This is a genomic window from Wohlfahrtiimonas chitiniclastica (assembly GCF_002252325.1).
Taxonomy (GTDB): Bacteria; Pseudomonadota; Gammaproteobacteria; order Cardiobacteriales; family Wohlfahrtiimonadaceae; genus Wohlfahrtiimonas; species Wohlfahrtiimonas chitiniclastica.
Genome location: NZ_NEFL01000002.1, coordinates 109,193 through 122,535 on the forward strand (window position 1 = coordinate 109,193; position 13,343 = coordinate 122,535).

The window sequence follows — 13,343 nt, forward strand, 5'->3', positions numbered from 1 at the left end:
GGCATGATACAAACATATTTAATATATAACTTAATGTTGCTAGGCAGTACTGGTTTATTGTACGTGCGTGAAAAGATAGTGCAGCCAGAGCAAGTGAAGCTTAAGCTGATATTGTTACTGGCAGCATTTTTAATTGTAACGATTCCATCAGCCATACGATTTGAAATCGGTACAGATTATTATGGATATATCAATATATTTAACAATATTAATAACTTTTCCCATATAGAATTGGGATTTGCTTATTTAACAAAATTCATCCGTATATTTACGGATAATCCTCAATGGGGGATTGCGGTATATGCATTTTTATTCAGCGTATTGATTTTTCTATCATATCCGAAAGAGGATGCTTATCTTTTTAATATGATTACATTATCAATTTTATTATTACCAAGTTTTAATATTATCAGACAAGTATTAGCAATTAGTCTGACACTGATCGCCTGTCATCAATATTATAATAAAAAAATTATAACGTCGGGTACTTTAATGTTTTGCGCAGGCTTATTTCATAGCAGCGAGTTTCTTTTATTAGGATTATTTTTGATCACTTTAATTCCTTTATCTGATCAATGGAAAAGTTATATTTTACCGAGATTAGGTATTATAATCATAGTTTTGTTATATTTTTTTGTTGATCAAGTCATCATAGTTTTAAGTGAAATATCAGTATACTTTTTTCCGAAATACCAACATTTAATTGATAGTAAGACTGTTTTCATCAAGGTTAATTGGGGGATGGGGCTGGGTGTAACGGCCAAGGTTTTATTCAGTATTTATGTGTTGGCTAATGCTAAGTATTTATTAGAGAAGCATACCCAAAATTGGCTGATCATATTAATGATATTTAGTTATGGCATAGCGACTATTTTGGCAGGATATATAGCGATTTTTGATAGATTTATGTATATATTTTCTGCGGCGCCTATTTTTGCAGCTTATGAGCTTTTTAGGAAGTCTCAGGTCAAATCATTAATGAGATTAACGGCATGTCTTTTTATCTTAGTACTACTTTTAAGTTTTGAGAAAATGATTTATGCTCAACCTTCTGATTATGGTGATTCAAAGTTATTACCATATCGTACAATTTTTCTCAAGGTCTCTGTTTAATTATGTCTGTTCATCCTATTATTTCAGTCATTATTCCCGTATACAATGTGGAAGCATATATTGATAAGTGTATTCAAAGTCTAATAAATCAAACTTATACTAATTTTGAGGCATTGATTATTGATGATGGTAGTCTTGATCAATCTATTATGATTGCAAGAAAAATGGTTGGAGATGATCCTCGTTTTATTTTTATCGAGAAAGAAAATGGAGGGTTATCGAGTGCGCGTAATTATGGTTTAAGTTATGCGGTTGGTGACTATATTGCTTTTTTAGATTCAGATGATTATATAGATCATCAAACTTTTCAGAAATGTATTGCACATATAGAGAAAAGTAAAGGAGATATTGTTATTTTTGGTACTCAGTGGGTTACTGAAACGGGCAAGGTTATTAAAGTAACGCATTCTGATTTAAGTACTTATCAGAAGAAACATGATATTCTATTAGCTCAAGGTAGTATAGAGCCAATGGTTTGGAATAAGTTATATCATCGTTCCATATTTGATCAGCTAAATTTTAAAGAAGGAATTATTTATGAAGATTCCGCAATTATGTATCAAATTTTGTATGGAAGAAATATAGTATGCATACTTGAGCCTTTATATTCATATGTTCAGAGAGAAGGCTCTATTATGAGAACATATAATATGGAAAGAACATTGCATAGTCTTGAGATAATATATCGTGATATGGATAATTTTTTACGAGTACATTCACTCACACAATACCGTAATGATGTTGAAAAATTTTATATCAATAATGCTTGGTTTGCTGAATTAGGCCGAATGATTAGAGTTACTAGTGTGAAAGAATATCATGTCTTGTCTAAGCAACTACGTAAACACATAGGCAAATATAAATTAAACTGGTTAAAGATAAACAAAATATATGGTTTATGTAGTAAGCAGTCTTTAGGCTTTTTATTATTTCAAATATCTCCATCGTTATATCGCATGATCTATAAAATTATTGGAATGAAGTAATGACATTAGATTTATTGGTATCAGTATATCGCCAAGGAATTTACTCTTTGGCAATGAATATTCCAAAAGCACATCATAATATGAGAATTATTGTTGTTCATCAGTTAGAAAAAAATGATGAATATGATATTGATAGTTTGCTCAAACTATCATTACGTTCTGATATCACTTATGTTAAAAGCCATACCAAAGGTGTGACTATTAGTCGAAATATTGCCATGACATATTCTGAGGCAGATATCATTCTGTTTTGTGATGATGATGTACAATATGCGGATTCATTATATGAAATGGTGGTAGGTGCACATGAACAATATTCAGAAGAGTTGATTACATTTGCATATAATAATTCAGGTGAGCGAATTTTTCCATCTAACATTAGGCGACTCAATTATCGTTCCATTTTAAGTGTAGGCACAATAGAAATTTCATGTAAGAGAAAATTTATTCAACATAATCATATCACCTTCCCAGAAGATATGGGGGCAGGTAGAAAATTATTTTTATGTGATGAGCCGGTATTTTTATCTAAAATTTTAAAAGCTCATGGTCGTGGAATTTATATACCAAAATATATTGGGGAGCATGAGAATTTATCAAGCGGAATCATTTTTAATGATCTAGATGCATTTAAATCTAGGCTTTTATGTTTTAAAAGAGTTTTTGGTCCAATTTTAGGACAATGTTTATATTATTTATTCTTAATTAAGAATTATAAGAGGTTTTCTAATAGAACATCCGTATGGAATGCGATGGTTAAGGTTCATTCTTATGAATAGAATATTACTGGTTTCTGATTCAAAGGGATATGGTGGTGTTGCCAGCGCAACAGAGGCCTTAGTAAAAGCTTTTCGGAAAAATAAAAATCGTTCGCGTGTATTTTATCTTAAGCAGGGAGTTAAGAATTTTTTGCGAAATTATTTCTATTTAGTTAAATTGCATAAGCATTATGATACTTTTATTTTAATGCATTTTCCTGCGATAGCTATGGGAATATTTGTGAGGTTGTTAGGATTCAAAATTTATAAAATTAATGTTATTCATACTGATTTAGTGGGGTTTTATCAAAATAGCAGTTTGTTAAAAAAAATGATTTTAAAATGCATGTTGTATTGTATTCGAAATGAAAAAATTGTTTTTGTTTCATATCAAGCTGAAAAGCGGGCAAAAGATTTCTTGAACTTTTCTGATACAACGACAATCTATAACATCAGAAATGTTAACAGTCTATCAAAATCTATTCACTTAACGAAGAAAAATAAATCTAAATTTATATTAGGGAGTATTGCTCGTTTACATAGTAGTAAAAATATAGACACCTTGATTAAGGTATTTAATCGATTATTGACTACAAATACCCAACTTTCAATAGAATTGCATATTTATGGAGATGGCGAAGAGAGTGATAATGTAAAGGCTTACGCACAGCGGCATAAATCATCATCAAATATATATTTCATGGGTTATGAAGCTAATGTAGAAAATATTTACAGTAATATAGATGCAGTGGTTAGTTTTTCTACAATTGAAGGTTTTGGATTATCAATATTAGAGAGTTTTGATTATGGTAAGCCTGTGTTTCATACGGCATGTCCATCTGGACCTACGGAATTATTATTACCTAGTCAGAAGGATATTATATACCAAAATGATGAATATATTCATACGTGTTATGGATTTTTAGTGAATTCTGAGAAAAGTAGAGACAAGTACAGTATAGAGTTAACAGAACAGCAAGTTAAATATGTTGATTTACTTCATAAGTTTATTGAATTTTATAAAGAGAATGAAATTAAGGCGTATGATTTCTCCAAATTTGATTCATCATATGTCGTGGAACAATGGATCAAGTTGATCAAAGGGGATTAATAGATGTTTAGTATTATCATGCCTGCATATAACGCAGAAAAATATATAAAAGATGCTATTGAAAGCATCTTAAAACAAACATATGTTCACTTTGAATTATTGATCATTGATGATTGTTCTACAGATCAAACGAAGCAGATAATTCTTGAATATATCAATAAAGATTCTCGCATCAAGCTATTGTGTAACGATCACAATAGTGGGGTGGCAATTACTCGAAATAAAGGAATTAAACAGGCAATATATCCATATTTATGTTTTTTAGATAGTGATGATTTATGGACTCAAGATAAGTTAGAAAAATATGCAGCAGTTTTTGAAGCTGGGCATAATGTGCTCTACTCCTTTTATACACGATTTACAGACCAAGAAACTTTAAATTTAGTCAAAGCACCTGAAAAAATTGAGTATTCAGAATTATTAAAAGGTAATTGCATTGGTAATCTTACAGGTGCATACAATTGTCAGACTTTGGGTAAAATTTATCAAAAACCTGTGCGACATGAGGATTATTTGATGTGGCTAGAGGTGCTCAAAAAAGGAAAAGAAGCAATTTGTGTTCCTGAGAATCTTGCATATTATCGTGTCGGACAAAATTCCTTATCGGGTAATAAATTTAAGAGTTTATATTGGACATGGAAGATTTATCATGAAGAACTTAAGCTAAATGGGATATATTCTACATATTTATTGTTGCATTCAGTGGTAAGAGCTATTTTTAAGCGAGTATAGTATTTAACAAATTCATTAGAGATATAACATGATCAAAAAAGCCATCCTCCCTGTTGCCGGTTTAGGCACCCGATTTTTACCCGCAAGCAAAGCCATCCCTAAAGAGATGGTAACGGTTGTGGATCGCCCTGTGATTGAATATGTGGTCAAAGAAGCTGTCAAAGCGGGCATCACAGAAATCATTTTGGTGACGCATTCCTCAAAAGCTTCGATTGAAAACTATTTTGATCGTAATTTTGAGCTTGAAACCACATTGACTCAGAAAAAGAAATTTGATCTCCTCTCGGAAATTACCAACATCGTACCGAGTCATGTCAGCATTGTTGCAGTGCGCCAGCCTCAGCCCCTTGGCCTTGGGCACGCCGTTTTGTGTGCCAAAAGTGTGATTGGCGATGATGATTTTGTGGTGTTATTGCCAGATGTACTCATTAAAAACAGTGAGTCAATGCATGATTTAACTTTGATGATCGAGCGCTTTGATGCCACAAATCATGCGCAAATCATGGTGGAAGCAGTGCCAAAACATTTGGTGGATCAATATGGCATTGTGGATGTTGAGCAGACACCCGAAGAGGGACAAAGCATCGTGATGCGTGGGATTGTGGAAAAACCCGCCATTGAGGCTGCACCCTCGAACTTATCCGTAGTGGGTCGCTATGTATTGCCAGCACGCATTATGGCGCTGTTAGAACAAACGCCAAAAGGCGCGGGCAATGAAATCCAGCTCACGGATGCGATTGCAATGCTACAAAAAGAAGCGCCAATTGAGGCGTACCGCATGCAAGGGCAAACCTTTGATTGCGGCAGTAAATTGGGTTATCTCAAAGCGGTATTGCATTATGGGGTGGATCATCCGACCCTTGGGAAAGATTTTAAAGCAATGATTGACGAGTTAAAATAATGCACATTACGATGATTGGGCAAACGTTGCAGGCGAATGTCTTGGCTGAACTCTTCAGCGCTGTGGGCAATTGTGTGCATCATGAGCCGACCTTAAAAGGCATTGAGATTGATCAGCTGCCTACGCAAATGGATGTGTTGTGTTTATGTGTGCCATCTCATCAATTTGAGCAGGCGTGTGAGTTTTTACAGAAATTTCAAAATCATACTGCACCAAAGCTCATGATCAATGGTGCCACTTTTGGTTTGCATGGCACTGCGCAATTGGCACAAATGTATGATCAAGCGCCATGGTGTTATCTGCCCGATACCATTCAAGAGGGCAATGCCGTGGACAGCTTTGTGGATGCCAAACAGATGATTGTGGGCTGTGATGATGAGCATGCACGCCCGCTGATGCAAGAGCTGTTGCGTCCGTTTTTCCCGCGCCCGCAGCAAATTTTATGGATGCCAATAATTGATGCAGAGCTTACCAAGCTCTCCATTTCTGGCATGCTTGCAACGCGCATCAGCTATATGAATGATTTGGCGAACATTGCTGAGAAGTTGGGCGTGGACATTTTAAACGTTCAGCAAGGCATGGCCGCAGATACGCGCATTGGTGGTAGTTATCTATCCGCCGGTGTTGGCTTTGGTGGGGCGAATTTCTCCCATGACATCACCATGCTGGCTTCAGAAGTGGCACAAAATGGTGGAAAAAGCCGTTTACTTCAGCAAGTGTGGGACATCAATGAGGATCAAAAAGAGATCCTGTTTCGTAAGCTTTGGCACCATTTTGCCACGGATTTACAGGGCAAAGTGATCACCATTTGGGGGGCGGCATTTAAAGAGAACACCTCAAGCATTCAGCATTCGCCCATTCATAAGATGCTGAGCGCCCTCTGGGCACAAGGCGCGATCGTTAAGCTGCATGATCCGAAAGCATTACCTAAAATTGCTGCGCAATATGGTGAGCGAAGGGATTTAATCCTGTGTGAGGATGCGTATGATGCGGCAATCGATGCCGATGCTCTGTGTGTATTGACGCCATGGCCAGCATATTTCAGCCCGGATTATCAGCGGTTAAAAACCGTGATGCGTCAGCCCTTATTGTTAGATGGGCGTAATATCTATGATCCCACATATGTGACGGCACAAGGTTTCATCTATGAAGGAGTGGGGCGCCGATGAAAACATTAAAAGAATTGGCAGAACAATTAAAGACAGTGGATTTATCCACACTGTTTGCCAATGATCCAACGCGCTTTGATGCTTTTTCCCGTACATTTGATGGTTTGCTGTTAGATTTCAGTAAGCAGCGCCTGACTGCGGAAGTGCTCGATGCATTAGAAGCATTGACGGTGCAACATGATTTACAACATTGGATGGCTCAGCTTTTTTCTGATCAACCCATCAATGAGACAGAGCAGCGTGCCGCGATGCATTGGGCTTTGAGAGTACCGCGCGATGATGCAAAATTACCGCACATTAATGAGGCAGTGCATGCTCAGCTTGATCGCATGTCTGCACTCGTCAATAAGATTCATGCAGGGCAATGCCGAGGTGCCACCGGTGAGGTGATCACGGATGTGGTGAACATTGGCGTAGGCGGCTCAGATTTAGGTCCCTTGATGGTGACCCATGCATTGTCAGATTTTAAAGTGCCAACTGCAAAGCCACTGAATATGCACTTTGTCTCCACAATGGATGGCAGCCAGCTCTCTGCATTGCTCCATCAATTGCGCCCAGAGACGACGCTTTTTATCATCTCCTCCAAATCCTTTGGCACCATTGATACTTTATCAAATGCGCAAACGGTGCGTGTGTGGTTAGAAAAAGCCTTAGGGCACAGTGAGCAGGTGCTAAAAAATCACTTTGTGGGTGTGTCCACCAATGTTGATAAAATGACGGCGTGGGGCATTCATCCGGATCATCAACTGTTGCTCTGGGATTGGGTGGGCGGTCGTTATTCATTGTGGTCTTGTATTGGTTTACCGATTGCATTAACCATTGGTGTGGCGGGCTTTCAAGCACTTTTAGCAGGTGCACACGCGATGGATGAACACTTTAGAACGGCACCTTTTAAAGAAAACCTCCCCATGTTACTGGCGATGATCGGCATTTGGAATGCCAATCATCTCAACATTCAAACCCATGCTGTTTTACCCTATGATGGGCGCTTAAAGTATTTTGCCGCGTATTTGCAGCAATTAGAGATGGAGTCGAATGGTAAATCGGTGCAGCGAAATGGCGAGGATGTTGAGTGGAGCACCTGCCCGATTGTCTGGGGCGAAGTGGGGCCCAATGCACAGCACGCTTTTTATCAATTATTGCATCAAGGCACCCATGCGGTCAGTTGCGATTTTATTGCACCGATTGAGCGTTATACCGCCAAGCAATTTACCTATGCGGAGAATGAATCTGCCCTCATTGAGCAGCACCATTTAGCCTTGGCCAATTGCTTGGCGCAATCTCGTTTGCTGGCATTTGGCAGTCAATCCTTATCTCAGGCTGAATTGGCGAATTTGCCAAAATATCAGCATTATGCCGGCAATCAACCGAGCTCAACACTGTTGATGGATGAGTTGAGCCCGCGCACTTTGGGCATGTTGATCGCGCTGTATGAGCATAAAGTGTTTGTACAGTCTGTGATTTGGTGCATCAATCCCTTTGATCAATGGGGGGTTGAAAAGGGTAAAGCCATTGCCAATCAAATTTTACCCATTTTAGCAGGGCAATCGCTGGATTCAGCGGATCTCGATGGCTCAACGCAAGGCTTATTACAACGATTAATGGATAAAAATTATGGCTAATATTTTAGTGACAGGGGGCGCAGGTTACATTGGCTCTCACACTTGTGTGGAATTGTTAGAGGCAGGGCACACTGTTGTGGTGCTCGATAATTTATCGAACAGCTCAGAAGAATCATTGCGCCGAGTGACGGAATTAACGGGAAGAAATGTGACCTTCATTCAAGGGGACATTCGGGATGAGGCAGCATTAGATGGATTGTTTAGCAATCACGCCATTGATGCAGTGATCCACTTTGCAGGTTTAAAGGCAGTGGGCGAGAGTCAAGAAATTCCGCTGGTATACTTTGACAATAACATTGCAGGCTCAATTGCCTTGACCAAAGCGATGGCAAAAGCAGGTGTGTTTCATTTGGTATTCAGTTCATCGGCCACGGTGTATGATGAAGCGAATGTTTCACCACTGAATGAAGAGATGCCAACGGGCATGCCATCGAACAATTATGGCTACACAAAATTGATTGTGGAGCAGTTATTGCAAAAGCTCTCCATGGCTGATGCGCGCTGGTCGATCGCTTTATTGCGTTATTTTAATCCGGTGGGCGCCCATAAAAGTGGCCGCATTGGGGAAGATCCACAAGGCATTCCGAATAACCTCATGCCGTACATTACGCAAGTGGCCGTTGGCATGCGTGCGGAACTCTCCATTTTTGGCAATGATTATGACACCATCGATGGTACCGGCGTGCGTGATTATATCCATGTGGTGGATTTGGCTAAAGCGCATTTGTGTGCACTCAATAATCGTTTGAATGAAACGGGTTGCCGTGCATGGAACATCGGAACAGGTAACGGTAATTCAGTACTGCAGGTGAAAAATGCTTTTGAAGCAGTCAATGGTGTGCCTGTGCCTTTTAAATTTGCACCGCGCAGAGCAGGGGATGTGGCGACTTCATACGCAGATTGTAGTCGTGCCAATCGTGAGCTCAATTGGCATGCAGAACATACATTAGAAGACATGCTCCGTGACAGCTGGCATTGGCAGCAGCAAAATCCAAAAGGTTATCGATAGTTTGAAATGAAAAAGCCGAGCAATGCTCGGCTTTAGTTTACTCAGTGATGAGTTGTGTGAGCTCATCCACATAATCCTGCATCGGCCGCGGATTCAAGGATGCTTTTGTTTCAATGTTCAGGCGCAGCAATGGCTCAGTGTTTGATGCACGAATGTTAAAGCGCCACTCGCCAAAATCGAGCCCAAAACCATCTGTGGTATCAATCACGGGATTTTTGGGTTTGTAATGATTGACGATCTTTTCAATGGTGGCTTTTGTATCGGCAACCGTGAAATTAATCTCCCCGCTGCATGGGAATTTTGCAATCATATTTTCCACCAGTGTGGAGAGATTTTGCTGGGTTTCTGACAAGAGCATCGTCACCAATAACCACGGAATCATGCCGCTGTCACAGTAGGCAAAGTCTCTGAAATAGTGATGTGCGCTCATCTCGCCGCCATAAATGGCATTGTGTTCACGCATCACATCTTTCATATAAGCATGGCCGGATTTTGATTGAACGGCAATGCCATTATATTCCTCGATGACATCGATAGAGTTCCACACCAAGCGCGGATCATGCACGATTTTCTCGCCTTTTGATTTTAATAAAAACGCTTGGGCAAGTAGACCTACGATGTAGTAGCCTTCAATGAACTGACCTTTCTCATCAAATAGGAAACAGCGGTCAAAATCGCCATCCCATGCAATGCCCATATCCGCTTGATGCTCAAGCACGGCTTCACTGGTCACAGCGCGATTTTCAATCAAAATGGGGTTAGGGATGCCATTTGGGAATGTACCATCAGGATCATTGTGGATTTTGATGAGCTCAAGGGGGATATTGAGGGCTTTAAACTCAGCTTCTAGCGCATCAATTACATGGCCAGCGGCACCGTTCCCAGCATTCACCACCAATTTAAGGGGGCGGATTTTACTCGGTTCGATATAGGATAATAGATGATCAATGTATTCAGGTAAAATGTTATAAGGTTTTGTGGTGCCTTGATGCGTTGATGCCGTAAAATCCTCGCTGATGACCAGATCACGAATGGCTTTAAGCCCAGTATCTAAGCCAATAGGGCGCGCATTCTCACGCACTAGCTTCATGCCATTGTAATCCATCGGATTGTGGCTAGCCGTCACTTCAATGCCTCCTTGAACATCTAAATGAAACGCACCAAAATAGACCTCTTCAGTGCCAGTTAAGCCTAAATCAAGCACATCAACACCGGCATCATTTAAACCGCGGCTGAGGGCTTTTTTTAAGCCGTCACTCGTTAGGCGAACATCTGCACCGACAACAATGGTTTTAGGTTGATAAATTTGACCATAAGCACGGCCGACTTTATAGGCCAATGCTTCGGTGATTTCTGTGCCAAGTTTGCCGCGAATGTCGTAGGCTTTGAAGCAAGATAGGGTCATGGTGTGGATTCCTTATGTGAGTCATGTGCATTGTAGAGATAATCCACAATGTCACATTGTGGACGGTAACCATCCACAAATTCTAACAATAATTCACGGATGCGTGGATAGTCATCCATCGCAATGGCGCTTTTGAGTGCATCGAGTAACAGTTCAATCTCATGCCAAGGTCGCATCACTTCGTTTGCACGCATGATCATGGGGTGTTCTGTACCAATCACATTGTCACCGATCAAGAGCTCTTCATAGAGTTTTTCACCGGGGCGTAGTCCTGTGTATTCTATGGCAATGTCACCTTGTCCAGTTTCTGGATTTTTAGGTGTGAAGCCAGAGAGCTTGATCATTTTAATGGCTAGATCGACAATTTTTGTGGGTTGTCCCATGTCGAGTACAAAAACGTCACCACCTTGCCCCAGTGATCCTGCTTGAATCACTAATTCTGCCGCTTCAGGTATCGTCATAAAGTAGCGGGTGATTTCAGGATGTGTCACGGTGACTGCTGAGCCTTCTAAAATCTGTTTGCGAAAGAGTGGAATGACAGAGCCGGATGATCCTAATACATTACCAAATCTTACCATCGTAAAGCGCGTTTTGTGTTGATGAGGTGTGGCACTTAATGCTTGGAGCACCATTTCTGCCAGGCGTTTTGTGGCACCCATAACATTCGTAGGACGGACAGCTTTATCCGTTGAAATCAATACAAAATTTTTGACATGCGCAGCAATGGCCGCCTGTGCCGTGTACAGTGTCCCAAACACATTATTGAGAATGCCTTGTGTGATGTTTGTTTCCACAATCGGGACATGTTTATAGGCAGCTGCGTGATAAACAGTATCCACATGATAACTTTGCATCACATCTGTCAGACGATGAATGTCTTGGACTGTACCTAAAATTGGGATGAGCTCAATGGTGAGTGCAGAGCGCTTCATTTCACGCTTTAATTCTGTGGTGATTTGATAGAGATTGAACTCACTGTGTTCAAATAAAATCAGCGTTTTTGCACCACTGTGAATGATCTGGCGGCAAAGCTCAGAACCAATGGAGCCACCTGCGCCTGTCACCATCACAATTTGATCTTTAATGCAGTAATCAAATAGATCCTTATGGGGGGCTACGGGATCACGTCCAAGTAAATCGGCAATGTCGATTTCTTGTAGATCTTGGACTTTAACTTTACCACTGGCAAGATCAATGAATCCCGGGATGGTGCGTACACGAAGCGGAAATTGTGCAAGAGAAGATAGAATTTCTTGGCGCCTTGCGCGTGTCGCGGATGGAATGGCAAGGAGTAATTCTGTAGCGCCAGTCTGTTTAATGGCTTTGGCGATGTGTGTGGAGGGGTAAACTTTTAAACCATCAATATTGGCATCACGAATGTTTTGATTATCATCAATAAAGGCAATGGGTTCAATCAGTGATCCCATGCGCAGTGCTGCCACCAATTGTTTACCTGCAGAACCTGCACCATAGATTAATACATGCGGGGCATTTTTACGGCGCGGATTTTTGTAAAAAGGTAGATTTAAAATTTCTAGCCAATCACCTAATAGATAGTGGCGCATGAAGAGCCGTAAGCCACCAATCGATAATAAGTTGATCCACCAATAGTTAAAGATTAATGAACGAGGCACAAGGCGGCTCGTATATTCATCATACCAATAGATGATCAGTGCAAAAGCTAAAGCTGCCAATGTTACAGCCTTAGCAATGGCAAGCAATGCCTCTTTACCCACATAACGCATGACAGCACGATACATGCCTAAACGGATGAAGATTGGCACAGAAATGAGTGGTGCCACAATGAATAGCCATTGGTAATGATGTAAATTGCTAAAGGTGCTGTCCCAACCCACACGCACGATGAATGCGACAATGATGGATAACCAAATGAGCAGGACATCAGCCAAAAGTTGAAGCAACCGTTTGTTGCTTCTAGATAAACTGAGGAGATATTGTTTTAACATGATTAGACCTGATTATATGTACTATTTTACTCTATCGCCAGAGCCTTTTCCGGATACTGTTTGTATTATATATGTCAGATATTTTTGAAGAGACATTGTTTTGATCATTTGTGCATCAGTTTCTGCCAGTAACTCTGGTGTGGACATATCAATTTCATTAATTTGAGCAAGGCCAGTAATGCCAGGGCGAACATTATAAACATTTAAGCGATCACGTGCTTCAATCAGTTCTAGTTGATTATATAGGTTAGGTCGTGGCCCAACTAAACTCATACTTCCCCATAATACATTCCATAGTTGAGGGAGCTCATCTAATTTAGTTTTACGAAGAAAATGCCCCATTTTAGTAATTGATGTGGCAGAAGCTAAATGTGATGCTACAGAAGCCGTATCTTTCTGCATTGTACGGAATTTAACTAATGTAAAGGGTTTTTTATATTTGCCAACACGTTTTTGTAAAAAGAGTGGAGAGCCAGAATCAAATAGCCCTAATATAAAGATGATAAGCAATAAAGGAAAACCGATGATTAATCCGAATAATGCAAAAATAATGTCTAATATGCGTAACAT

12 protein-coding genes are annotated in these 13,343 nt (G+C 40.0%); 9 read left to right on the plus strand and 3 right to left on the minus strand.

The genetic code is table 11. The annotated features are described in order from the left end of the window. The first annotated feature begins 3 nt into the window (after positions 1–3). Genes B9T10_RS05720 through galE form a run of 9 tightly spaced genes read left to right on the plus strand, consistent with a single transcriptional unit; the run spans position 4 to position 9,401 of the window. Positions 4–1,113, plus strand: a complete 1,110-nt coding sequence (locus tag B9T10_RS05720; RefSeq protein ID WP_094538061.1) for an EpsG family protein — start codon at positions 4–6, stop codon at positions 1,111–1,113. Between the two features lie 2 nt (positions 1,114–1,115). Further along, entirely contained in the window at positions 1,116–2,099 is a 984-nt protein-coding gene (locus B9T10_RS05725; protein ID WP_094538062.1) for a glycosyltransferase family 2 protein, read from the plus strand. Beyond that, on the plus strand, positions 2,099–2,878 hold the full coding sequence (locus tag B9T10_RS05730; RefSeq protein WP_094538063.1) for a glycosyltransferase: 780 nt from the start codon (positions 2,099–2,101) through the stop codon (positions 2,876–2,878). The genes B9T10_RS05725 and B9T10_RS05730 overlap by 1 nt, the downstream gene beginning before the upstream one ends. Then, positions 2,871–3,968: a glycosyltransferase gene (locus B9T10_RS05735; RefSeq protein WP_179220632.1), complete on the plus strand. Its 1,098-nt coding sequence runs from the start codon at positions 2,871–2,873 to the stop codon at positions 3,966–3,968. The genes B9T10_RS05730 and B9T10_RS05735 overlap by 8 nt, the downstream gene beginning before the upstream one ends. A gap of 3 nt (positions 3,969–3,971) precedes the next feature. Next, positions 3,972–4,700: a glycosyltransferase family 2 protein gene (locus tag B9T10_RS05740; RefSeq protein WP_094538065.1), complete on the plus strand. Its 729-nt coding sequence runs from the start codon at positions 3,972–3,974 to the stop codon at positions 4,698–4,700. Between the two features lie 28 nt (positions 4,701–4,728). Continuing rightward, entirely contained in the window at positions 4,729–5,601 is an 873-nt protein-coding gene (gene galU / locus B9T10_RS05745) for a UTP--glucose-1-phosphate uridylyltransferase GalU (RefSeq protein WP_094538066.1), read from the plus strand. Next, positions 5,601–6,770: a UDP binding domain-containing protein gene (locus B9T10_RS05750; protein ID WP_094538067.1), complete on the plus strand. Its 1,170-nt coding sequence runs from the start codon at positions 5,601–5,603 to the stop codon at positions 6,768–6,770. Before galU ends, B9T10_RS05750 begins: the two co-directional genes overlap by 1 nt. Then, complete coding sequence (gene pgi, locus B9T10_RS05755; protein ID WP_094538068.1) at positions 6,767–8,392, plus strand: glucose-6-phosphate isomerase; 1,626 nt, start codon at positions 6,767–6,769, stop codon at positions 8,390–8,392. The genes B9T10_RS05750 and pgi overlap by 4 nt, the downstream gene beginning before the upstream one ends. Next, entirely contained in the window at positions 8,385–9,401 is a 1,017-nt protein-coding gene (gene galE, locus B9T10_RS05760) for a UDP-glucose 4-epimerase GalE (RefSeq protein WP_094538069.1), read from the plus strand. Before pgi ends, galE begins: the two co-directional genes overlap by 8 nt. 37 nt (positions 9,402–9,438) lie before the next feature. On the opposite strand, the gene B9T10_RS05765 is transcribed toward galE, so the two are convergent. Genes B9T10_RS05765 through B9T10_RS05775 form a run of 3 tightly spaced genes read right to left on the minus strand, consistent with a single transcriptional unit; the run spans position 9,439 to position 13,343 of the window. Further along, the gene (locus B9T10_RS05765; protein ID WP_094538070.1) at positions 9,439–10,806 is read right to left on the minus strand and encodes a phosphohexomutase domain-containing protein; all 1,368 of its coding nucleotides are present in this window, start codon (positions 10,804–10,806) and stop codon (positions 9,439–9,441) included. Then, positions 10,803–12,773 carry a polysaccharide biosynthesis protein gene (locus tag B9T10_RS05770; protein ID WP_094538071.1) on the minus strand — a complete coding sequence of 657 codons (1,971 nt, stop codon included), beginning with the start codon at positions 12,771–12,773 and terminating at the stop codon, positions 10,803–10,805. The genes B9T10_RS05765 and B9T10_RS05770 overlap by 4 nt, the downstream gene beginning before the upstream one ends. Positions 12,774–12,794: 21 nt before the next feature. Continuing rightward, the gene (locus B9T10_RS05775; RefSeq protein WP_094536741.1) at positions 12,795–13,343 is read right to left on the minus strand and encodes a sugar transferase; all 549 of its coding nucleotides are present in this window, start codon (positions 13,341–13,343) and stop codon (positions 12,795–12,797) included.

Excerpts from the sequence above, each read along its gene's own strand:
- B9T10_RS05720 (WP_094538061.1), top strand. The coding sequence starts at position 4 with ATGATACAAACATATTTAATATATAACTTAATGTTGCTAGGCAGTACT.
- B9T10_RS05775 (WP_094536741.1), bottom strand. The coding sequence starts at position 13,343 with ATGTTACGCATATTAGACATTATTTTTGCATTATTCGGATTAATCATC.
- B9T10_RS05725 (WP_094538062.1), top strand. The coding sequence starts at position 1,116 with ATGTCTGTTCATCCTATTATTTCAGTCATTATTCCCGTATACAATGTG.
- B9T10_RS05765 (WP_094538070.1), bottom strand. The coding sequence starts at position 10,806 with ATGACCCTATCTTGCTTCAAAGCCTACGACATTCGCGGCAAACTTGGC.
- B9T10_RS05740 (WP_094538065.1), top strand. The coding sequence starts at position 3,972 with ATGTTTAGTATTATCATGCCTGCATATAACGCAGAAAAATATATAAAA.
- B9T10_RS05730 (WP_094538063.1), top strand. The coding sequence starts at position 2,099 with ATGACATTAGATTTATTGGTATCAGTATATCGCCAAGGAATTTACTCT.
- B9T10_RS05770 (WP_094538071.1), bottom strand. The coding sequence starts at position 12,773 with ATGTTAAAACAATATCTCCTCAGTTTATCTAGAAGCAACAAACGGTTG.
- galE (WP_094538069.1), top strand. The coding sequence starts at position 8,385 with ATGGCTAATATTTTAGTGACAGGGGGCGCAGGTTACATTGGCTCTCAC.
- pgi (WP_094538068.1), top strand. The coding sequence starts at position 6,767 with ATGAAAACATTAAAAGAATTGGCAGAACAATTAAAGACAGTGGATTTA.
- galU (WP_094538066.1), top strand. The coding sequence starts at position 4,729 with ATGATCAAAAAAGCCATCCTCCCTGTTGCCGGTTTAGGCACCCGATTT.
- B9T10_RS05735 (WP_179220632.1), top strand. The coding sequence starts at position 2,871 with ATGAATAGAATATTACTGGTTTCTGATTCAAAGGGATATGGTGGTGTT.
- B9T10_RS05750 (WP_094538067.1), top strand. The coding sequence starts at position 5,601 with ATGCACATTACGATGATTGGGCAAACGTTGCAGGCGAATGTCTTGGCT.